Annotated in this window: 7 protein-coding genes; all 7 read right to left on the minus strand. The window is 69.3% G+C overall.

The genetic code is table 11. From position 1 onward, the window contains the following. Positions 1-6: 6 nt before the first annotated feature. The 7 genes from HUA75_RS06780 to HUA75_RS06810 all read right to left on the minus strand — a co-directional run bounded on the left by HUA75_RS06780 (position 7) and on the right by HUA75_RS06810 (position 21,458). Entirely contained in the window at positions 7-6,504 is a 6,498-nt protein-coding gene (locus HUA75_RS06780) for a type I polyketide synthase (protein WP_174485836.1), read from the minus strand. After that, complete coding sequence (locus HUA75_RS06785; RefSeq protein ID WP_174485837.1) at positions 6,505-15,330, minus strand: non-ribosomal peptide synthetase/type I polyketide synthase; 8,826 nt, start codon at positions 15,328-15,330, stop codon at positions 6,505-6,507. It abuts the gene before it with no gap. After that, entirely contained in the window at positions 15,327-16,490 is a 1,164-nt protein-coding gene (locus HUA75_RS06790; protein WP_174485838.1) for a zinc-binding alcohol dehydrogenase family protein, read from the minus strand. The genes HUA75_RS06785 and HUA75_RS06790 overlap by 4 nt, the downstream gene beginning before the upstream one ends. Positions 16,491-16,520: 30 nt before the next feature. Next, the gene (locus HUA75_RS06795) at positions 16,521-18,341 is read right to left on the minus strand and encodes a condensation domain-containing protein (protein WP_174485839.1); all 1,821 of its coding nucleotides are present in this window, start codon (positions 18,339-18,341) and stop codon (positions 16,521-16,523) included. Further along, positions 18,341-18,640 (minus strand): acyl carrier protein, encoded by a 300-nt coding sequence (locus HUA75_RS46495; protein WP_174485840.1) that lies wholly within the window; start codon positions 18,638-18,640, stop codon positions 18,341-18,343. The genes HUA75_RS06795 and HUA75_RS46495 overlap by 1 nt, the downstream gene beginning before the upstream one ends. 82 nt (positions 18,641-18,722) lie before the next feature. Then, positions 18,723-20,297, minus strand: a complete 1,575-nt coding sequence (locus HUA75_RS06805) for an amino acid adenylation domain-containing protein (RefSeq protein ID WP_174485841.1) — start codon at positions 20,295-20,297, stop codon at positions 18,723-18,725. A 15-nt stretch (positions 20,298-20,312) separates the two neighbouring features. Beyond that, positions 20,313-21,458, minus strand: coding sequence for an acyl-CoA dehydrogenase family protein (locus tag HUA75_RS06810; RefSeq protein WP_174485842.1), 1,146 nt, complete (start codon positions 21,456-21,458; stop codon positions 20,313-20,315). Between the last annotated feature and the right edge of the window lie 5 nt (positions 21,459-21,463).

Consider the following 21,463-nt stretch of genomic DNA (forward strand, 5'->3'; position numbering starts at 1 on the left):
TCTGCCTCAACGGGAAACGAGTTGGAACTCATGGGTGATGAGCGCCTCCAGCTCCTGGTCCGACATGCCCTGAATCTCCTGGGCGTGCGGAATGGGAGGCGGGGGCGAGGAGGGCGGGAGGTGGGGAGCCGCCACGGGCTCGGGTGGTGGGAGCACTCCCAGCACGTCGCGTCCCAGGTGCTCCACCAGCGCGTCGATGCGCGGGAAGTCGAAGACGAGCGTCGAGCGCAGCGGGCGTTCGAGGCTCGTGGACAGCCGGTTCTTCAGCTCGACCGCCGTGAGCGAGTCCATGCCCAGGTCGAACAGGCGGTGGTCTCCACCGACGGAGTCCAGGCTGCTCATGCCCAGCACGCGCGCGAGCTGGCTCCGGACGTGCTCGTCCAGCAGCACCCGTCGCTCGTGCACGGAGGCGACCTGGAGGCGTGCCAGAAGGCCCTCTCGCGCCGGCTGCTCCGGCTCCGCCTTCGTCTCGGCGAGCAGTCGCGACAGATAGGGACTGGCGCCGACCTTCCGTGCGAACTCCGACCAGACGATGGGCATGACACCCAGCTGCGCGGCCCCGGACGCGAGGATGCGTTCGAGCAGCTCCAGGCCTCGCTCGGGGCTGATGGTGCTCATGCCCAGCTCGCCCATGCGCGTGCCTGCCTCCGCGCGGTTCGCGGCGCCGACTCCCTCCCACGCGCCCCAGGCGATGCAGGTGCAGGGTAGTCCGAGGGCCTGGCGATGGTGGGCCAAGGCATCGAGGAAGGTGTTGGCGGCCGTGTGGTTCGCCTGTCCCCAGGCGCCCAGCAGCGACGTCGCCGAGCCGTAGATGACGAAGAGGTCCAGGGGCTTCGTCCGGGTGAGCACATGGAGGTTCCAGGCTCCATCGACCTTCGGCGCGAGCACCGTGGCGAAGCGCTCCCAGCTCAGTCCCGAGAGGACGCCATCCTCCAGCACGCCCGCGGAGTGGAAGACGCCTCGCAGCGGCGGAAGGCGCCGCTCCAGCTCGGCCAGTGCCTGTGTGAGCGACTCTTCGCGCGAGACGTCGCACGGCAGGCCCAGCACGGTGGCTCCTCGCGCCGTGAGCTCCGCCATCGCCGTCCGGGCTTCGGGTCCCGGCGGCCTGCGCGAGAGGAGCGCGAGGTGGCGTGCTCCCCGCTCAACGAGCCAGCGTGCCGTCAGCAGACCCAGTCCACCGAGCCCACCCGTGATGAGGTACGTGGCATCAGGGCGGATGGACACGCTGTGCGTTGGCGCGAGCTGGCCGGCGCGCACGAGGCGGGCCACCCTGCGCTCCGCGCCTCTCAGCGCGAACTCCTGCTCGTCGCTCGGGTCCAGCACCGCGTCGAGCAACGCCTCGGGCTCGGAGGACGTCGGCGCGTCTTCCAGGTCGATGATGCGGCAGCGCAGCTCCGGATGCTCACGGGCAATCACGCGGGCCAGCCCCCAGAGCGTCGACTGCGCCACCCCTGGCACCGCGCCGCCCGCGGGCTGGGCTCCTCTCGTGATGAGCGTCAGGGGTGGAGGCGGTGACTGCGTTCCCTGCGTGAGCGCCTGGACGCACTGCAAGACGCTGCCGCAGCCTGCCTTCGAGGCTTCGCGCAGTTGTTGCGTGGACAGGTGGGCGGCGGACGCTCCATCCAGTGCCCACAAGTGGATGACGCCCCGAACGTTGGCGACCTTGGCTTGGAACAGGGCAAGGGAGGCGGCGGAACGAGGGTCGATGTCGGACCCCGTTTCGTGAACGAGGAAGCACTCGCCTCCCTGGGCTTGGAGCTGATGGGCCAGTGCCTGACCCACGCCCCCTCGGTCCGCGAGGATGAGCCATGCTCCGGCTGCGCGAGTCTCCTTCGGAGTCCGAGGCGTCTGCGCGACGATGACGGCCTGCTGTCCCAGGAGGGGCGGAAGAGTGTCGCTCGGAGAGGCGATGTCCGCGTGAGCGAAGCCTTCTTCCTCGAGCACTTCACACCAACGTGCTGGTGGCAGAAGCGGGCAGTCGGTGCGCAGGGCGGTGTCCTCGAAGCGCCACCAGCCGTCCGTGAGCCCGAAGGTGAGGTCCACCCAGCGCAGCGCGACGGTCCCTTCCAGCAGGACAAGTGTGCCTCCCGGTGCCAACAGCTCGCGGAGGTTGCGCAGGGTTCGTCGTGCATCCCGCGTCGCGTGCACCACGTTCGATGCGAGCACCAGGTCGAAGCGCTCCTTGCCGACCGGGGTCCGCTCGACGTCCAGCACCTCGTAACGGACGAAGGGAAAGTCCGTGAAGCGCTCCGCAGCCCGCTCCGTGAAGAACGCGGAGACGTCCGTGAAGAGGTAGTCGCTCCGCTCGGCGGGAAGTCGCGGCAGTACCCAGGCCGTGGTTTCACCTGTTCCCGCGCCGACCTCCAGGATGCGCAGCCGACGCTCTGGTGGTGCGCCCGCGAGCGCGCGTGTGACGACCTGCTGCGCCACGGTGTTCATCATTCGGATGACCGGAGTGCCTCGGTAGAGCTCCGCCACCGCGTCTGGATTGCCATCGGGGAAGAGCAGATCGAGCGCGTCACGCTCTCCGCGAAGCACGGCCGCGAGCTCCATTCCGCAGCGCTCCAGCATCGCGAGCTGGGCACGTGTGGAAGACGAGTCCTCCTCGGCGGTGAGCAGTCGCTCCGCTCGTGCGTGCGGGAGTTCCTGGAGGACATGCCAGCCCTCGTTGGTGCGCTCCAGGATGCCTTCCTCGGAGAGAATGGCGAGCAGTCGCCCGAGCAGGCGTTGATGGGGCGGGGCGACCCGGAGCCGCTCCGCCAACTCGCGGGTGCTGAAGCGCTGGCCGGGCTCGAAGCCCGCCCCCAGTCGGTGGAGCGCGGCGAGGATGTAGCCGAGGCTCGCTGCTTCGAGCCGCCCGAGGACCGCCGTGTACCGCGTGACGTCGTCCTCGGGGATGATGGAGCCCAAGCCCTCGCGCACGGCGTCACCGAGGATGCGCGGCGCGGGGATGAAGTCGGCTTCGGCGTCGACCTGCGGCGCAAGAGGCCAGTCGACTGTGTAGAGCCAGTCGGAGGCGGGCTGTCCTCCCAGGAAGGCCTCGCGCCGTGCGAGGCGCAGTTCCAGGCCCTCGACGACGACGAGCACGCGGCCGTCTTCCGCGCGAAGGCACGCGTCGACCTGGAGGCGACCCTTTCCGAGAGAGGGGCGCTCTTGCGTCTCGCAGAAGGCGGCTTCGCGGGGTGACTCGTGGACCGTCAGTCGCTCCAGGCCCACGGGCAGCCACGCCTCGCCCTCCACTGCGTCACCGAAACCGACACTCAGTGCCTGGAGACAGGCATCCAGCAGGGCAGGGTGCAGGACGTAGTTCCCCGCTCGATTCGGAAGGACGACGTGCGCACCCCCTCCGCGCTCGGTGCGCCAGAGCGACTGGATGGAACGGAAGAGTGGGCCGAGCGCCAGGCCATGCTCGCGGGTCCGCTGGTAATGGGACTCGACGGAGAGCAGGGCTTCCCGCGCGGGAGGAACGACGACCGTGGCCTCGGGGCGGCGTGAGTCCTCGCGACGAACCTTGCACGTGACGTGGAGGCGCCACGCACCTTCGGCTCGGCTGAAGATGCGCACCCCGCGCCGTCCCGGACCTTCGGGCGCGAGCACGGTGTGCACCACGATGGTGCCCTCTTCGGGAAGCAAGAGTGGTTGGGAGAGCTCCAGCGCCTCCACGCGCAGGGCTCCCTCGCCAAGAGTCCTCTGTCCGGCCGCGAGCGCCAGCTCGATGAAGGCCGTGGCGGGGACCACCGCGCGCCCGAAGACGCGATGCTGTCCCAGCAGCGGGGGCGAGGCAGGTCCCAGGTGTGCCTCGAAGTGGGCGTCCTCAGGACCCTGTACGGGTGAGTGCAGCCGATGTCCCAACAGGGGATGCGTCGTCGTTGCCGCGCTGGAGGCTGGCGTGCGGCCGGACCGGAACTGGAATGTCTCCTCCTTGAGCCAGTAGCGGCGGCGCTCGAAGGGGTACGTCGGCAGGGTGATTCGGCTCCGGGCTCCACGGGCTTCGAGCGCCGCCCACCGCACGGGAGCACCGCGCACATGAAGCCGCGCCAGTGTCTCCAGGAGCCCGCGTGAATCGGACGAGCCTTTCATCAGGCTGGGCAGGTACAGGCCCCCGTCGTCTGGCAGGTTGCCCTTCGCCAGGTCGAGCAGCGCCGACCCCGGGCCCACCTCCAGGAAGACCTCGCAGCCGGTGGAACGAAGCGCGCGCATTCCGTCCGCGAAGCGCACCGGGCTGCGCACGTGCCCGACCCAGTGGTCAGGTCGAGTGACCTCCGAGCCCATGGCCCGGCCCGTCACGCTGGAGATGAAGGTGACCCGAGGGTCCGTCGTCCGAAGCCTCGCGGCGACGGCTCCGAGGCCCTGCAGCATCGGCTCCATCAGCGGGGAGTGGAACGCGTGGGACACGTCGAGGAGCCGGGACCCGGTGCCTTCCGCGAAGATGGCGGCCATATGTCCCTCGTCCATGAGGGACTGCATGATCCGGCCTCGCTCGGAGACGAGCGTCAGCCCGTCCTCCAGCGAGAAGACTCCGGCGGCACACGCCGCGGCGAGCTCACCGACGCTGTGACCCAAAACCGCCGCCGGCTCGATGCCGAAGGACTTCCACAGTTCAACCAGCGCGTACTGGAGCGCGAAGAGCGCGGGCTGCGCGTAGGCGGTTCGGGACAGCGGCGTGGACGCCGCGTCCTCGTCGAAGAGCACCGAAAGGAGGGAACGCTCCAGGCGCGACGCGAGGACGGCGTCACAGCGCTCCAGCGCCTCACGGAAGCGCGGCTCGGAGGCGAACAGCTCCTTGCCCATGCCCGCGTACTGGGCGCCCTGGCCACTGAAGAGGAAGGCGATGCGCGGAGGCTCATCCGGGATGACTCCTCGGATGACGGACTCCCCTCGCTGGAGCTGGCTCGTGAGCTCCTCGGTGCTCCGGGCGATGAACGCGGCACGGTGACGGAAGTGGGTGCGTCCGCTGTTCGCGGTGGCGGCCACGTCGCCGAGCGGCAACTCGGGATGCCGAGCGAGGTGACGCTGGTATTGGTCGACCTGGGCTTCCAGTGCCTCCGGTGTGGCGCCAGACAGCGTCAGGAGAGACCAAGGGGGCTCGGGAGCGGTGGGCTGTTCCTCTCGCGCGGGAGCCTGCTCCACGATGACGTGGGCGTTCGTTCCCGAGAAGCCGAAGGAGCTGACTCCACCGATGCGCCGGCCATCGATGAGCGGCCAGGGAGTCGGCTCCGTCACGACGCGCACCCCGAGGGAGTCCCAGGCGATGCGCGGGTTGGGCGTGGTGAAGTGGAGGTGGGGCGGGAGGGTGCCGTCCTCCAGCGAGAGCACCAGCTTCATCAAGCCCGCGATGCCGGCCGCCGCCTCCAGGTGCCCGATGTTGGGCTTCACGGAGCCAATCAACAGCGGGGTTTCTGGCGCTCGCTCCTTGGACAGCACGGCGCCCAGGGCCTCCACCTCGATGGGGTCTCCGAGCGAGGTGCCCGTGCCGTGTGCCTCGACGAAGCCGACCTGCTTCGGTGCGAGGTCGGCCTGCTCCAGGGCCCTGCGGATGACCGCCTCCTGCGCGGAGCCGTTCGGCACGGTGAGTCCCGCGCTGCGACCGTCCTGGTTGACCGCCGAGCCTCGGATGACCGCGAGGATTCGATGGCCTGCCCGCTGAGCGTCGGACAGCCGCTCGAGCACGACCACGCCGCAGCCCTCGCCTCGCACCACTCCATCCGCCGATGCGTCGAACGTCTTGCAGCGCCCGTCCGGTGCGAGCATGCGCGTGCGCGACTCAATCATCGCGAGGATGGGGGCGAGCATCAGACTCACGCCGCCCGCGAGCGCCAGGTTGCATTCGCCCAGTCGCAGCGACTGACAGGCGAGGTGGACCGCGACCAGGGACGACGAGCAGGCCGTGTCCACGGAGAGCGCGGGCCCTCTCAAGCCAAGGACGTACGAGAGTCGCCCCGCCGCCACGCTCAGCGCCGTACCCGAGCCCGTATAGGCGTCGATGGACTCCGGCGCGCCCGTGGACATCTCGAAGTAGTCGTGACTGGCGACGCCCACCATCACCCCGGTTGCGCTTCCCATCAGCGAGTCCGGCGCCACGCCTGCTCGCTCCAGCGCCTCCCAGCTCACTTCGAGCAGCAGCCGTTGCTGCGGGTCCATCCGCGCGGCCTCGCGTGGACTGATGCCGAAGAAGGCCGCGTCGAATTGGTCTGGCTGGTCGATGAAGCAGCCCTTGCGCGCGGTCAGCGCACCTTGCGCATCCGGGTCCGGGTCATGGAGCGCCTCCGCATCCCAGCGCTCGACGGGCACGTCGCGCACGGCGTCGCGCCCCGAAGCCAGCAGCTCACGAAACGCTTCGGGACTCGTGGCCCCGCCGGGGAAGCGGCAGCTCATTCCGATGATGGCAATGGGCTCGCGCTGGCCTCGCTCCAGGGTGCGGAGCTTGGACTCGGTTTCCTCCAGCTTGCGCAGTGCGCGCCGCAGGAGGGCTTCCTGACCGCCACTGGGAATTGATGTGCTCATCTAGCCCATGTCCTCGAGCTTTCGCTCCAACCGGCGGACCACTTCGTCGAGCGGCAACTCCTCGCTGGCCTCCTGCTGAGGGCGGGGTGTCGCCGAGGCGAGTCGCAGCACTTCGGTGGCGAGATACGTGGTGAGTTGGTCGACGCTCGGGTGCTTGAACACCACGACGGACGGCAGCGTGCAGGGCAGCGAGGCCTGGAGACGGTTGCGAATCTCCAACGAGCCGAGCGAGTCCAGGCCGAGGTCGAACAATCCCCGGTCGACGCCGACGGCGGACGGAGTCAGGCCCAGGACCGCGGCCACCTGCTCACGCACGTGGGCTCGCAGGAGCGGTTGTTGCTCCGACGCTGGCGCGGCCTCGATTCGCTGGCGGAAACCCTGCTGCGCGGCGCCGCTCTTCCGGAGGGAGTCACCTCGGCTGACAAGCTCCATGAGGAACGTGGAGGACGCAGTGCCGCTGAGCTGTTTCCAGTCGATGGGCACGACGGCGATGTTGGGACGCGCGTGGGCCCACAGCCGGTGCAGCGCGGTGAGGCCGTGAATGGGTGAGAGCAGGCCGAGTCCCTGTCTGCGCAGGCGCTCCGCGAAGACGTCGCTCGCGGCCGTGCCCTCTCCGGACCACGGGCCCCAGGCGACGCTCAGGCCCGGCAAGCCGAGCGAGCGGCGGTGTCGCGCCAGGCCATCCAGGAAGGCATTCGCCGCGGCGTAGTTCGCCTGTCCCGCATTCCCCAGCAGGGAGGACACGGAGGAGAACAGGACGAAGAAGTCGAGCGTGTGTCCCCGGGTCGCGGTGTGGAGGTTCCAGGCTCCCTGGACCTTGGGGGCAAGGACCTGGGCGAAGGACTCCCACGACTGTGTCCGCATAGGCCCATCGTGGACGGCGCCCGCCGCATGTACGACGCCTCGAAGTGGCGGAAGCAACCCGCGCACCTCGTCGAGCGCCGCGCTCACGCTCTCCAAACAGCTCACATCCGCTTCGAGGCAGAGGATGCGCGCGCCCGCGGACCGGAGCGCGGCGATTCCCGCGTCATCACCGGGGGGCACGTTTCTGCCCAGGAGCGCCAGGGAACGCGCGCCCCGGTCGACCATCGACTGCGCGACGAGACGACCCAGGCGCCCGAAGCCTCCGGTGATGAGGTAGGTGGCATCGGGACGCAGAGCGCCCTCCGCGCGAGATGCCTCCGCGACGCGCAGCCGTGCGACCTGTCGTGACCCACCTTCGAGCCGGACCTGCGCCTCCTGGCTCTCACAGCGAAGCTCCGCGAGGAGTTCGCGGCTTGCGTCGGGCCCTGTTGACGGCGCGAGGTCCACCCGCCGACAGCCCAGCTCCGGATGCTCCAGGGCGATGACCTGCCCCAGTCCCCACAGCAGCGAGCCAGTGCCAGGATTGCCTTCCTGGACGCCTCGCGTGACGAGCTGGAGGACCGGAGGGGGTTCGTTCCGCGCGACCAACGCCTGGACGAGATGGAGCACGCCGCCACAGGTCCGGTGAAGGTCCTCACCCAGTGTCTCCGTTTGGAGTGCCTGGTCGGACGGCGCGTCGAGCGAGCCCAGGTGGGTGACCTGACGCAACGGGCGCTCTTCGTGAGCCAGCTCCGCTAGCAACCGCGTGAAGTGCTCTGGGTTCGTGGGGTCGAGCTGGAAGCGATGGGCTTCATGTCGCTCGTAACGTGGGCCGACGCGGGCGATGACGCAGGCGTCTCGTCCATCCTCTTCCACGCGTGCACGGAGGGCTTCGGCGACACCCTGTTCGTCCGCGATGAGGAGCCATGTCGAGGGGCGATGGGTGACCTCGCTGACGGGACGAGGTTGCTCGCGCCAGGCGGGCTCATAGAGCGCGTCCTCGAGCCCCGGCCGTGCGCCTTGGAGGAAGGCTTCTCCCCGGACGCGCTTGAGCTCGAAGCCCTCGACGCGGAGCACTTCGTCGCCTGCCTCGTCGTAGACGAAGACGTCCGTCAGGAGGGGCGAGCGGGGGATGACCCGACTCACCAACCTGTTGGGCAGTGACGCTCGGTGGACGCGCACCCGGCCGAAGCTCGCGGGCAGCATCCATTCGCCTTCCTTCAGCTCCGGGCCCACCGCGCCGACGAGCTGGAGGCATGCATCGAGCACGGCGGGATGGACGTGATGGGGCTTGGGCTCGTCGCGCAGTTGCTCCGGGACTTCGATGCGCGCGCAGGCTCCCGCGTCGTCACTCCACAGCTCGACGAGGCCTCGGAACGACTCTCCGAACTCCGCCCCGAGCTTTCGGGCTCGCGTGTAGTGCGCTTCTCCAGGCTGCGTCCCGAGGCCTGAAGGCTGAAGGAGTGAGGCTTCGAGCCGTGTCGGCACCAGCGTCTCAGCGCCTGTCGGCCGGACCTTGCCGGAGGCATGGCGTATCCACCGGGACTCTCCCTCGTGGGTCTCCTCGCGTCGGAAGACCTCGATGGAGAGCACCTGCTCGCCCGTGGTTCTCACCACGGTCTGGAGCGTGACTTCACCTTGCTCCGGCAGGATGAGCGCCTGTTCGAGCGCCAGGTCCTCGACGACGAGCGCTTGATTCGGAAGGGCGACGGCGCCGGCCGCGAGGGCCAGCTCCAGATACGCTGTGCCGGGCAGCAGGGCCGTTCCGAGCGCGCGGTGGTCGCCCAGATAGGAGGGCGAGGTGGCACCGACTCGCGACTCGAACAACATCTCTCCCGGCTGCAGGGTCGCCGCCGCCACGCGTGCTCCGAGCAGCGGATGTGTGGTCCGGATGTCTTCGCGGCGCGCGGTGCTTCGCGGACCGGCCTCGTCGGACCAGAACCGCTGTCGCTCGAACGGGTACGTGGGAAGCGCCACGCGTCGGCGTGCCTCCGCCTGCTCGTAGCCGCGCCAGCTCACCGGTGCGCCGTGCGTGTAGAGCGCCGCCAGGCACTCCAGCAACTGGTGCCAGTCTTCATGTCCCTTGCGCAGGCTCGACAACCACTGTGCCTGGGCCACGGGCAGACACTCGCGCCCCATCCAGACCAGGGTCGGCTTCGGGCCGATCTCCAGGAACACCTGCGTCCCCTGTTCGGCCAGGGTCCGCATCCCCTCCGCGAGCTGCACGGGCTCACGCAGGTGTCGCACCCAGTACTCGGGCGTCGCGACCTCTGCTCCCGCGAGCCGGCCCGTCAGGTTCGAGATGAGGGCCCGCGTGGGCGAACGGTAGGTGACGGTCCTCGCGACCTTCTCGAAGGCCGGCAGCATGGGGTCCATCAGGTGCGAGTGGGCCGCGCGCGAGGCTTCCAGCTTCTTGACCTCGATGCCCTGCGCCACCAGCTCGTCCGTGAGCTGCCGCACGGCGGGTCCTTCACCGGACACGACCACGTTCTGGGGCGCGTTGATGGAGCCGATGGACGCGCGTCCATCATGCTTCGTCAGGGCCTCGCGGACGCGAGCCTCGTCCGCGAGGACGACGATGGTCTCGCCCTCCAGCGCGAGCTGCTCCATGAGCCGTCCGCGCGCTGAGACCAGTCGCACGGCATCTTCCAGCGAGAAGACACCCGCGTTCATCGCGGCGACGTACTCGCCCAGGCTGTGTCCCAGGACGGCGTCAGGCTCGATGCCCCACGAGCGCCACAGCTCCGTCAGCGCGTACTCCACCGCGAAGATTGCGGGCTGGGCGTAGGCCAGCTCCGTGAGTCGGTGGGACTCGCTCCCGTACAGCACCGCGAGCAGGGGTGTTTCGAGTTCCGTGCGAAGCAGCGCCGCCACCCGCTCCAGAGCCTCGCGGAACACGGGACTCGTGTCATGGAGCGCTCGCCCCATGCCCTCGTACTGCGCTCCGTGGCCGGTGAAGAGGAACGCGATGCGAGGGGGCTGATCGGACTGTGCCTGACCTCGGGACACGCCCGGCGCCATGGTTCCATCGAGGCTTGCTCGCAGTCGCTCCCGCAGCTCCTCGGCGGTGCGTCCCACGACGGCCAGTCGATGGGAGAAGTGCGACCGGACCAGGCCCGCCGTGTAGCAGATGTCCGCGAACTCGGAGTCAGAGGCGCTCGCGAGGAAGCGCTCGAAGCGTCGGCCCAGGGCTTCGAGTGCGCGAGGACTGCGCGCTGAAAGCGGCAGCACATGGACGGGGCGTCGGGACGGCGAGGTGTCACGCCTGGGCGCCGCTTCAAGCACGACGTGCGCGTTCGTCCCGCCCACGCCGAATGAACTCACCCCCGCGCGACGCGGATGCGGACCCTCCGGCCATGGCTGGAGCCGCGCGTTGACGTAGAACGGGGTCTGCTCGAAGCCGATGGCGGGATTCGGGCGCTCGAAGTGGAGGGTGGGAGGGATGAGCCCTCGCTCCACGGTCAGCGCGGCCTTGATGAGCCCCGCCACGCCCGCTGCGGTGTCCAGGTGGCCAAAGTTGGATTTGGCCGAGCCCACCACGCAGAAGCCCTTCGCCGGAGTTCCCAGCCGGAAGGCCTGGGTGAGCGCGGCGATCTCCATCGGATCTCCGAGCGGCGTCCCGGTGCCGTGCGCCTCGATGTAGCCGACCGTCTCCGGAGGGATGCCCGCCATCGCCTGGGCGCGAGCAATCACCTCCGCCTGTCCGTCGCGATTCGGCGCGGAGAAGCCGACCTTGTCTCCGCCGTCGTTGTTCACCGCCGCGCCGAGGATGACGGCGTGGATGGCGTCCCCGTCGGCGAGCGCCTCATCGAGCCGCTTGAGCACCACGACCCCCGCGCCGCTCGCGGGGAGGATGCCTTGCGCCTGGGAATCGAAGGGGCGGCAGTGGCCGTCAGGGGAGAACATCCCGGAGCCGGGCTCCGCGAGATATCCCAGGTGGTGGGGCACCTTGATGGAGACTCCGCCCGCGAGGGCCATCTCGCAGTCGCGGTTCCACAGGGACTGGCAGGCGAGCGTCACCGCGACGAGCGACGTCGAGCAGGCCGTCTGCAGCGTGATGCTGGGGCCCGTGAGGTTGAGCTTGTAGGAGACCTGTGTGGCGACGAAGTCCTTGTCGTTGCCGAACAGCCGCTGGAAGTAGGGCAGGGGCTGGGTGAGGTCGAGCTCGGGGTAGATGTAGTTGCTCAGGCTCTTGCCGGCGAAGACGCCGACCTTCTTTCCCGTCGCGTCAGGGCGGTAGCCCGCGCGCTCCAGTGACTCCCACACGCATTCGAGGAACAGCCGTTGCTGCGGGTCCGTGAGCAGCGCCTCGCGAGCGGTGAGCCCGAAGAAGTCCGCGTCGAAGCCGGCGATGTCGTCGAGGACCGCGCCCGCCTTCACGTAGTGCGGATTGCCAATCATCTCCCGGGCAAGGCCCTGCGCCCGCAGCTCCTCGTCCGTGAAGAAGCGCACCGACTCGACGCCCTCGACGAGGTTCTTCCAGTAGGCCTCCACATCAGGCGCGCCCGGGAGCCGAGCGCTCATGCCGATGATGGCGATGGGGCTTCGCTCGAGGGTGTCCGCGCGGGCCTGGGTCACCCGCTGAGAGGGGCCACCAGTGTCTCCGCGTCGCACCCGTCCCAGGTGCGCGGCCAGCGCGGCGAGGTTCGCGTTCTGGAACAGCTCCACGGTGGGGATGTCCGCGCCCAGCTCCTGCCGGATGCGGGCGTTGATGCGCACGAGGTGGACGGAGTTGGCGCCCAGCTCGAAGAAGTTCTTCCTCCGCTCCACCTCCGGGAGTTGAAGGACGTCGCGGACGATGGCGGCCAGCGCGGCCTCGGCTTCGTGCGCGGGCGCTCCGTCATCGGTACGCGATTCGGTGAGGACTCGCAGGGCCTCCGGCCTGGGCAGTGCGGCGCGGTCCACCTTGCCCGTGGGGCCGAGCGGGAGCTGCTCCAGGAACACCACGATGGAGGGGACCATGTGGTCCGCGAGGCGCTCCCCGAGGAAGCGTCGCAACGGCTCCTGAGACAGCGTGGCGCCCGCGCGCCGCACCACGTAGGCGAGGAGGCGAGGCGCGTGGCGGTCTCCATCCGCCACGACGACAGCGGCGGAGACTTCCGGGTGGAGTCGGAGCGCGGCCTCGATTTCACCGGGCTCGACGCGATGGCCGAGGATGGAGAGCTGGAAGTCGACGCGGCCTAGAATCTCGACGGTGCCGTCTGGCAGCAGTCGTCCCAGGTCGCCGGTGCGGTACAGGCGCTCGCCCGTCACGGGGTGAGTGACGAACCGCTCTCTCGTGCGGGCCTCGTTGCGCCAGTAGCCATGGGCCACGCCGACGCCCGAGCAGCACAGCTCGCCGGGGACCCACAGGGGACGCTCCCTGAGCGTCTCGTCCATGACGTGGTAGCGGGTGTCCGCGATGGGCCGGCCGTAGGGGATGCTCTTCCAGTCGGGGTCGACCTTCCCGATGGGGAACCAGATGTTCCAGAGGCTCGTCTCGGTGGGCCCACCCACGCTGACGGGTTGCACACCCGGCACGAGCGCGCGGAGTCGCTCGGGCAGGTCCAGGGGAATCCAATCGCCGCCCATAAAGGCGAGGCGCAGCGCGGGAGCGAGCGGCTCGGGACGCCCGCTGGCGTGGGCCAGGAGCATCTCCATCATTCCAGGGACCGAGTTCCAGACGGTGATGCGCTCGGTGCGCAGAAGCTCTGCCCAGCGCGCGGGCTCCTTCCGCGCCGTGGCCTCGCAGAAGACGATGGCGCCGCCCGCAGACAGCATCCCGAACACGTCGAACATCGACATGTCGTGGTTCAGGGCCGTCAGCGCCAGGACCCGGTCCTCTGGACCGATGGAGAACTCGCGCAGCGTCTCGTCGAGCGCGTGTACGAGCCCTCGGTGTGCGAGCATCACTCCACCGGGGCGACCCGTGGAGCCGGACGTGTAGATGATGACCGCGAGGTCATCCGCGCCCTGAACCGGGGCCACTGGCAACGCAAAGCCAGAGGTCGGCTCCAGGGGCTCCACCGTGAAGCGTCGTGGGGTGGCGGGCCATTCGAGGCGCGGCTCCAGCCATGGCTGGGTGACGAGGTGCTCACAGGTGCTGTCCTCGAGGAGTTGCTTCAGTCGCTCCCCGGGAACACCCGCGTCGATGGGGAGATAGGGCGCGCCGGCGATGGAGCAGGCGAGGGTGGCCACCACCTGCTCCCAGCCCTTCTCCATCACCACGGCCACGGGGTGGTTCTTCCGCGCGCCCGCCTGGGTGAGCGCGTGGGCGAGCGCGGTGCACCTCTGCAGCAGCTCGCCGTAGCTCAGCGTGCGTCCGGGGGCGATGACCGCGGGCCGGTCGGGCTGTGCGGTGGCCTGCTCCACGAAGCGCGAGTGCAACAGGCGTTCGGAGCGTTCGCCGTCACGCCGTGGTCCGGCGGCGACCTGGGGCGCGGACAGGCGCAGGGGCTTTTCGTGGACGACGTCGGGCTCGTCCACGAGCCGGTCGATGAGCCGCTGGTAGGACGCGAACATCGCGTCGAGGAGGCCCGGAGCGAACAGCTCATCCGCGGCGTCCCAGTTGTAGAACACGCCGCCGTCCTGGAAGACGAGCTGGTGGTCAATCCACACCTGCGGCGTCTGCGTGACGGAGTGGACGACACGGCCGAAGGCGCGGCCCAGGTGGTCCACCCAGCAGGAGTCCCAGCCCTCGACGCCGCTGGCGAAGCTGGTGAGCACCACGGGCATCAACGCGCCGCTGATCTTCCCGCGCTCGCGGAACATCTGGCGGAGGATCTCCACCCCGCCGATGTAGCGGTGCTCCAAGTCCTTGAAGAGCTGCTCCTGGAGCGCTCGGGCACGCTGCTGAAAGGTACCGCCCGCGCGGTGGTCCACTTCGACGAGCAGGAACGAGGAGAAGGTCCCCACCATCTTCCCCACGTCCTCGTGCAGGGGAAGTCGGTTGTAGAGCGGCACGTTGAGCGTGAAGTGCGGGCTCTTGCTGAAGTGGGCGATGACCTCCGCGTAGCAGGCGAGCAGCAGCCCCGTGGGCGTGAGCTGAAGCTCGCGTGCGCGCTCCACCAGGCGCTCCCAACGTGCTCGCTCGATGCGGGCTTCACGGCGCACGAAGTGCGGATGACGGGGCGCACCCACCTGCTGGACCCTGGGCAGGTCGGGCGCGGGGGGCAGGGTGGCAATCCTTCCGCGCCAGTAATCCACCGAGCGACGGTAGAGCTCCGTCTCCTGGAGGGCGCGCGTGGCCAGGACGTAGTCGCGGAACGACTGGCCATGCTCGCGCGGGTCCAGCGTCGCGTCCGGGTCGGCGTAGAGCTGGATGAGCTCCCGGAAGAGGACCTGCACGCTCCACGAGTCGACGAAGGTGCAGTCGATGCTGAAGTAGAGCCGGTGGCCTTCCTCCAGCCGCACCGCGCGAATCTCGAACAGGGGCCAGGTGTCGAGCGGCAGGATTTGCTGCGCCAGCCGCTCTCGGTGGGCGTCCAGGCGGCGCTGACGTTCCTCCGGGGACAGCGCGCGGTAGTCCTCGACGGCCACTTCGTAGTCGGGGACGTCGCGGAGGATGCGCTGCGTCCCGTCGGGCAGGGCGACGGCGCGGAGCATCTCGTGGCGTTGGATGAGGCGTCGCCACGCTTCACCGAAGCGCGCGGGGTCCAGCGTCTCGCTGTCTATCTCGACGTAGACGTGGATGGCCGCGCCCAGCTCGAAGTCGCCGCCACGGCCGACCCAGTAGGCCTGCTGGATGTCGGTGAGCGGGAAGGGCTCGTCCCGTTCCTCGGGGCGGCAGATGAGCGCGGGCAGCTCCGCCGCGCGTGCATCCCCCATGCTGTCGTCGAGCAGCGCGATGAGCTCCGCCTTGCGTGCGGAGAGTTCCGCGCGCAGGTCGGCGGTGAGCGCGCCTTCCGGTGCATCCACCGCGAGCCTTCCGCCCTCCACCCAGAGACGAATCCCCAGGTCGAAGAGGCGCGTGAGCAGTGCCGTCACCCCGCTGTCCCGACTCAAGTCTTCCCCTCCTCGTTGATGGTGAAGCAGGGGAAGTAGTTGGTGTGACCGGCGCGGTACGCCTCCGCCAGCTCGGGCAGCTCGTCGAAGGTGTGGATGCGCGGGCCGACGTCGGGCATCCAGCCGTGGGCCTCTCCGAAGGCCACCGCGTCCACGCCCTCCTGATAGCGCGCGTAGTGGGTGTGGATGTGCTGATGCCGGGTGATGCACTCGCGGGCGCGCAAGAGGGAGATGGACATGCCTTCCTTCCAGCCGGCGGTGGCAATCACACCCTGTCGGGCCAGGGCCTTGATGGTGGCCCGGTAGACGGGCGTGCCGATGTAGTCGAGGAACAGGTGGACCATCTCTCCGTCGGTGCGACGAGAGACCTCCGCGAGGAACCCGGCCTCCGCGGCCTGATAGCGGGCGCGGTAATCCGGGTCGGAATCCCAGCGCTCCGGCTCGTAGCTCAAGCCGCTGAAGGCGCGCCGGTCGATGACCTCCAGGCCCGCTCCTCGAATCTCATCCAGGTGCCGGTGCGCGCCGGACAGCATGACGACGCGGCAGCCCTGGAGTCTGGCGAGCGCCAGCTCCGCGAGCGTCGTTCCTCCGCCCCAACCCCAGACATGCGGCGACGGGCACTCCTGCTCCGTCATCTGGGTTCGGAAGACCGCCGAAGCGACGCGCCAGTTCGCCCACGCGGTGACATAGCGGACGCTGAAGGCCGCCCACTGCGCCAGCGAGTGCCGTGTGTTCTCCGGAATGGGAATGACCTGCCGGCCCTTGAGCTTCATCAGCGTGGCCATGCAGCCCATCTGTCGCGGGGCCTCGTAGCCCAGGGCCTTCACGGTGTAGCCGTAGGCATCCGTCTCCCCGCTCGGGAACATCATCGCGAGCTGGCCGCCCTGGACCTGGGTGACACCCCTGCCTGTCTCGAGCACCCGGACGACGCCCGCGTTGCCGAGCACGATCTCCTGCTCCTGGCGGACCTTGCAGATGTCGATGGGCTTTCGTTCGAGCGCGTGCTCGTTGTTTCCCTCCCAGCAGCCGTAGAGCGGCGCCGCGAGGACCTCGTCTTCCTGGATGGCGTCGACGGTGACGCGCGTGCGCGTCAGTCGGGCGCGCCGTGGCTCATCGGTGCCACCCTCGCGAATGACCCAGGCGTCGGCTTGATAGCTCATGTTTGGAATCCCCCTGTGCGCGTGGTGTGGCTACAGCGTGAGAAGCTCTCGTCGCCCACCGACCGCGGGGGCTCGGGGCTCCGTCAACTGCGCGCGCAGCCACCGCGTGAGCAGCTCGTCCGCCAGCACGTCCACGCTCGTCGCCTCGAAGAAGTGGGAGACGGGCATGTCGATGGACAGCTCAGTGCGGATTCGTCCCGTCAGCTCGATGAGCCGGAGCGAGTCGAGCGCGAGCTCCTGGAGGGATTGGAACGCGACGTCCGGCGTCTGTCCCCGGAGCGCGACGCGGATGACCGTGCCCCGCAGGTATTCCCTCATCAGGGCCCGGCGCTGCTCAGGCCTGGCCGCCCCCAGCGCCGCGAGCACGTCCGTGGACGGTGGCGGAAGCGGAGCACGTGCGGGCTCCGGGGTGATGGGCTCCGGCGGCGTGTCGGCGCGGGGCACGACGAGGTCGGGAAGGAAGGCCGAGAGCGCCTGCCCCGGCGCGGATACGGCCCGGCTCAGGATGGTCTCGAAGTCGCGGAGCAGCCTCGCCGCCTCATCCGTCTCGAAGCGCTGGCGGGAGAACTTGAGCGTGCCCGAGATGACGCCTTTCTCCTCGTGAAGCGCGAGGAACAGGTCGAAGTCACACGTGCCGCCTTCGAGCTCGACGGGAGCGACGTCGAGCTTCGTGAGCTGGAGCGGGTAGCGAGGGGTGTTCTCGAAGGCGAAGAGGGCCTGTGACAAGGGCTCGCCGCCCAGGTCGACTCCGTCGAGGAGCTGCACGGGGAGGTCCTGGTGCGCCAGCGCGCCCGCCACGACACCGCGCACCTGCTCCAGCAGTTGCTGGAAGCTCGGGTCACCGCGCAGGTCCGCCGGCAACACCAGCAGGTTGACGAAGTAGCCGATGAGGCGCTCGGTCTCCGCCTGCGGACGATTGGCGATGGGGCTGCACACGAAGTGCCGCTCCTGCCCGCCGGAGTGCCGATGCAGCAGGACGTGGAACGCGGCGAGCAGCACCATGTAGACGGTGGCGCCCGCTTCCCGGGTGAACTGGAGGATGGCGTTGGAGAGCTCTGGAGAGAGCGTGATGGGCAGCCGTCCCAGCTCGCGCAGGCCCGGTGCGGTCACGTTGCCAGCCCGCGTCCGCGAGGCGAGGCGGGGGCCGTGCAGCCGTTCCTTCAGGTGCTCCCGCCAGTACGCCTGAAGCGCTTCGCGAGCGCTGCCCTGGAGCCACTTGCGCTGCCAGAGCGCATGGTCCGTGCAACGCACGTCCAGCTCCGGCAGGGGCGCGGAGCCGCCTTCGTGGAAGGCCGTGTACAGCTCCGAGAGGTCCCGGAAGAGCACGTCCTGGGACCAGCCGTCGTAGATGATGTGGTGGAAGTTGAGCAGGAGGACATGCTCCCGCGCGCCCAGGACGAACAGCGTCGCGCGGAACAGGGCCTCCCGGTGGAGGTCGAACGGGCGCCAGGCCTCCCGACCCAGTGCCTCTCGCAGCCGGGCCTCTTGTTGCTCGGGCCGTTGTGCCTCATCGCGCAGGCTGACGGTGGGGAGCACGAAGGCGCCGGGCGCGCGGACGCGCTGGACGACCTTGCCACGGCTGGAGTCGAACGAGGTTCGCAGGGACTCGTGCCGGTGTTCGAGCGCCTCCAGGGCCAGACGCAGCGCTCGCCAGTCCAGCGGACCGGAGAGACGGAAGGCCACGGGCAGGTGGTACGCCGAGCCGCCCGGGTTCGCCTGGTCCAGGTACCACAGGCGCTCCTGCTGAAAGGACGCGGGAGGGTCCTCGATGTGCTCGCGCAGGACCAGCGGTGGAGCCTCCGAGCGCAGCGCATGCAGCTGCTGGAAGGCCCTCCAGATGTCCGGATGCATCAGTCGGTCTCCTGCCCGTCACGGCCGCGAAGCCGCGTGACGGTGAACGCCCGGATGGCCTGGAGGCTGCGGAAGTTCTCCATCACGATGTCGGGCGGACTGACGGAAATCTCGAACCGCTGCTCCAGGAAGTTGACGAGGCGGAAGATGCCCATCGAGTCGATGACTCCGCGCGCGATGAGGCTGTCGTCATCAGCCAGTCCGGAGTCCTTGGTCCGGAAGAGGAACTCCTGGTCGATGTGGGCGCGGATGATTTGCGCGACCTGCTCTTCGGTGTAGCTCGCCACTGGCTCGTTCACGGACGCTCACTCCGGCTTCAGGGAATACGAATCCCCTCGGGTCGGTGACCCGATGAGGCAAACACTGTCTTCGAGAGAGGGCTCACACGAGCTGTCGTGCCTGCTCCTGGAGCCGGACCTTGTCTTTCTTTCCTGTCGTCGTCTTCGGCAGGGCTTCACACGCGTCGATGCGCGTGGGGACCATGTAGCGGGGAAGGTAGTTGGCGCAGTGCTGTCGCAGGTCCTGCGGACTGGTGCTCGCGTTGTCGCGCAGCACGACGAACGCGCGCAGCTCATTGCCAGTGAGATCGTCCGGGAGTGTCAGCGCCGCGCTCTCCTCGACATCCGGATGGCGCAGGAGCACCTCTTCCACGGCGCTCAGTTCAATGCGGTGACCCCGGACCTTGACCATGTCATCCCTGCGGCCCAGGAAGCACAGCGCGCCGCCGCTCTCCCGGATGACGCGGTCCCCGGTCCGATAGGCGAAGGCGTGGCCCGGAATGGGCCCGAGCACCTGACGTGTGCGCTCCTCCATGCCCCAGTACCCGCTCATCAGCGTGGGGCCCGCGACGCACAGCTCCCCTTCTTCGCCAGCTCCCGCGAGGATGCCGTCATCGCGGATGACGAAGACCTCGTCCCCACAACAGACCTGGCCAATGGGCAGGGGCTCGGAGCGCGCGAGGTCCGCGGGGGTGACGAGGTGGAACGTGCAGACGTTCGTCTCGGTGGGGCCGTAGAGGTTGAGGTAGCGCGGCCTGGGCAGGGTGAGGACGAGCTGGCGCAGATACTTGAGCGGGAAGACCTCACCGGCGAAGAGCACGGTGCGCAGGTTCGGAAAGCCGTGCCGCGACAGCTCGCCCCGGGCCACCAACTGCGTGAGCACCGAGGGGACCGAGTACCAGATGGCGATGTGCTTGTACGCGATGAAGTCCGCCAGCTCGCGAGGGAAGACGGAGAGCGAGGTGGGGACGAGCACGAGTGTCGCGGCGCCCTTCGCGGTCGCGAAGACGTCGAAGACCGACAGGTCGAAGTGGAGGGGCGCGTGGCTGGAGACACGGTCCCCGGGGCGCACTCCCGCGACGCTGAAGGCCCAGTCGACGAAGGCGTGCCCGGCGCGGTGGCTGAGCATGACGCCCTTGGGCTGACCCGTGGAGCCGGAGGTGTAGAGGATGTACGCGAGGTCCTCGGGTGAGGACTCGGCGAGCGGCTCCACCGGGGCGCTGGACTGGGCTCGCACGTCGGCCCAGGTGAGAGTCACGGGGGCGCCCTGTTCCTGGGGGACGCGGAGCGTGTTCGTCGGGCGGGCCTCCACCAGGATGATGCAGCGCAGACTCTCCACGGCGCGCAGGGAGGCATGCCAGGTGGGGATGGAAATGACACCCGAGAGCGCGCAGTCCCGGGCGATGAAATTCAGCCGCCACTCGGGCGAGGCGGGGTCGATGGGGACGTAGGCGGCACCGGCCTTCAGGATGCCGAAGAGACCGATGATGGCCTCCAGGGACTTGTCGAGGTGCAGGCCCACGCGGTCGCCCCGGCCGATGCCCTGGTTCCTGAGCGTGCGGGCCATCTGATTCGACGCCGCCTCGAGCTCTTCGTAGGAGTAGGTCCGCTCTCCGTCGATGACGGCGATCCGGGCCGAGTGGGCCCTGGCGCTGTCTTCAAGATACTGGAACAACATGGCTGTGGTTCTCCGTCACAGGCCCATGGAGCGGGCCACGAGCTCTCGCTGGAGCTCCGAGGTGCCGGAGAAAATCCGGCTCCCCAATGCGTCACGCACTTCCCGCTCCAACTGCGTCTCGGTGAGGTAGCCCAGCCCTCCGTGGAGCTGCACCGCCTCCAGGCTCGTCTGGACCCAGGACTCGCTGACGTGGAGCTTGACGAGGGAGGCTTCGAACATGGCCGAGCGGCCCTGCTGCTTGAGCCAGGCGAAGCGGTACAAGAGGCCCCGCGCCGTCTCCAGCCGCAGCTTCATCTCCACCAGCTTGCTGGAGATGGCCTGGAAGCCACCGATGGGCCTGCCGAACTGCTGGCGCTCACGGGCGCGGCGGATGCAACGCTCCAGCGTGCGCTCCATCGCCCCCAGCGCGGGCGCGAGGATGAGGCCGCGCTCGTACTCCATCATCTGCGAGAAGAGGGCAAGCCCGCCGCCCTCTTCACCCAGGCGGTTGCTCGCGGGGACCTCGCAGTCGTCGAGCCGCAGCTCGCCCATGCTCGCCGTGCGCAGGCCCATCTTCGGGACGGTGCGCTCCACGTGGAGCCCGGGCTGGCCCTTCTCCACGAGGAAGGCCGTCAGGCCGTCGCGTCCCCGTGAGGCGTCCACGGTGGCGAAGACGAGCAGGATGTCCGCCACGGGGCCGTTGGTGACGAAGACCTTGCGGCCCTGGAGGACGTAGCCTTCGCCCTTGCGCGTCGCGGTGGTCTGGAGGGCGGCGACGTCCGAGCCGGCCTCGGGCTCCGTCATGGCGTGGCCCCCCAGCATCTCTCCGCGTGCGAGCGCCGGAAGGTAGCGCTCCTTCTGCGCCTCCGTGCCGAAGAGCAGGATGGGGAGCGCACAGGCCCACAGGTGGGCGCCCAGCGCGAAGAGCAGCCCGTTGTCGGCGCAGCCGTACCCGAGCCCCTCCAGCGCCTGGGCGGTGATGGGCACCGGGTGCTCCGCGCCGCCATACCGGCGCGGAATGGGAAAGCCCGCGGCACCGAAGCTGGCGAGCCGGTGCCACCCTTCGCGGTTGAAGGTGCCCTCGGCGTCGAGGGTGACGACGTCGAAGTCGAGGCGCTCGCGGCCGAAGGCGACCGCCGCGGCCTTCATCCGCCGCTCGTCGGGTGTCCACGCGAAGTCCATGACGG

Origin of the sequence: Myxococcus sp. CA040A (assembly GCF_013336725.1) — a bacterium.
GTDB classification, from domain to species: domain Bacteria; phylum Myxococcota; class Myxococcia; order Myxococcales; family Myxococcaceae; genus Myxococcus; species Myxococcus llanfairpwllgwyngyllgogerychwyrndrobwllllantysiliogogogochensis.

Coding starts and splice junctions, on each gene's coding strand:
- HUA75_RS06780 (WP_174485836.1), bottom strand. CDS start 6,504: ATGAGCACATCAATTCCCAGTGGCGGTCAGGAAGCCCTCCTGCGGCGC.
- HUA75_RS06790 (WP_174485838.1), bottom strand. CDS start 16,490: ATGAGCTATCAAGCCGACGCCTGGGTCATTCGCGAGGGTGGCACCGAT.
- HUA75_RS06795 (WP_174485839.1), bottom strand. CDS start 18,341: ATGCATCCGGACATCTGGAGGGCCTTCCAGCAGCTGCATGCGCTGCGC.
- HUA75_RS06805 (WP_174485841.1), bottom strand. CDS start 20,297: ATGTTGTTCCAGTATCTTGAAGACAGCGCCAGGGCCCACTCGGCCCGG.
- HUA75_RS06810 (WP_174485842.1), bottom strand. CDS start 21,458: ATGGACTTCGCGTGGACACCCGACGAGCGGCGGATGAAGGCCGCGGCG.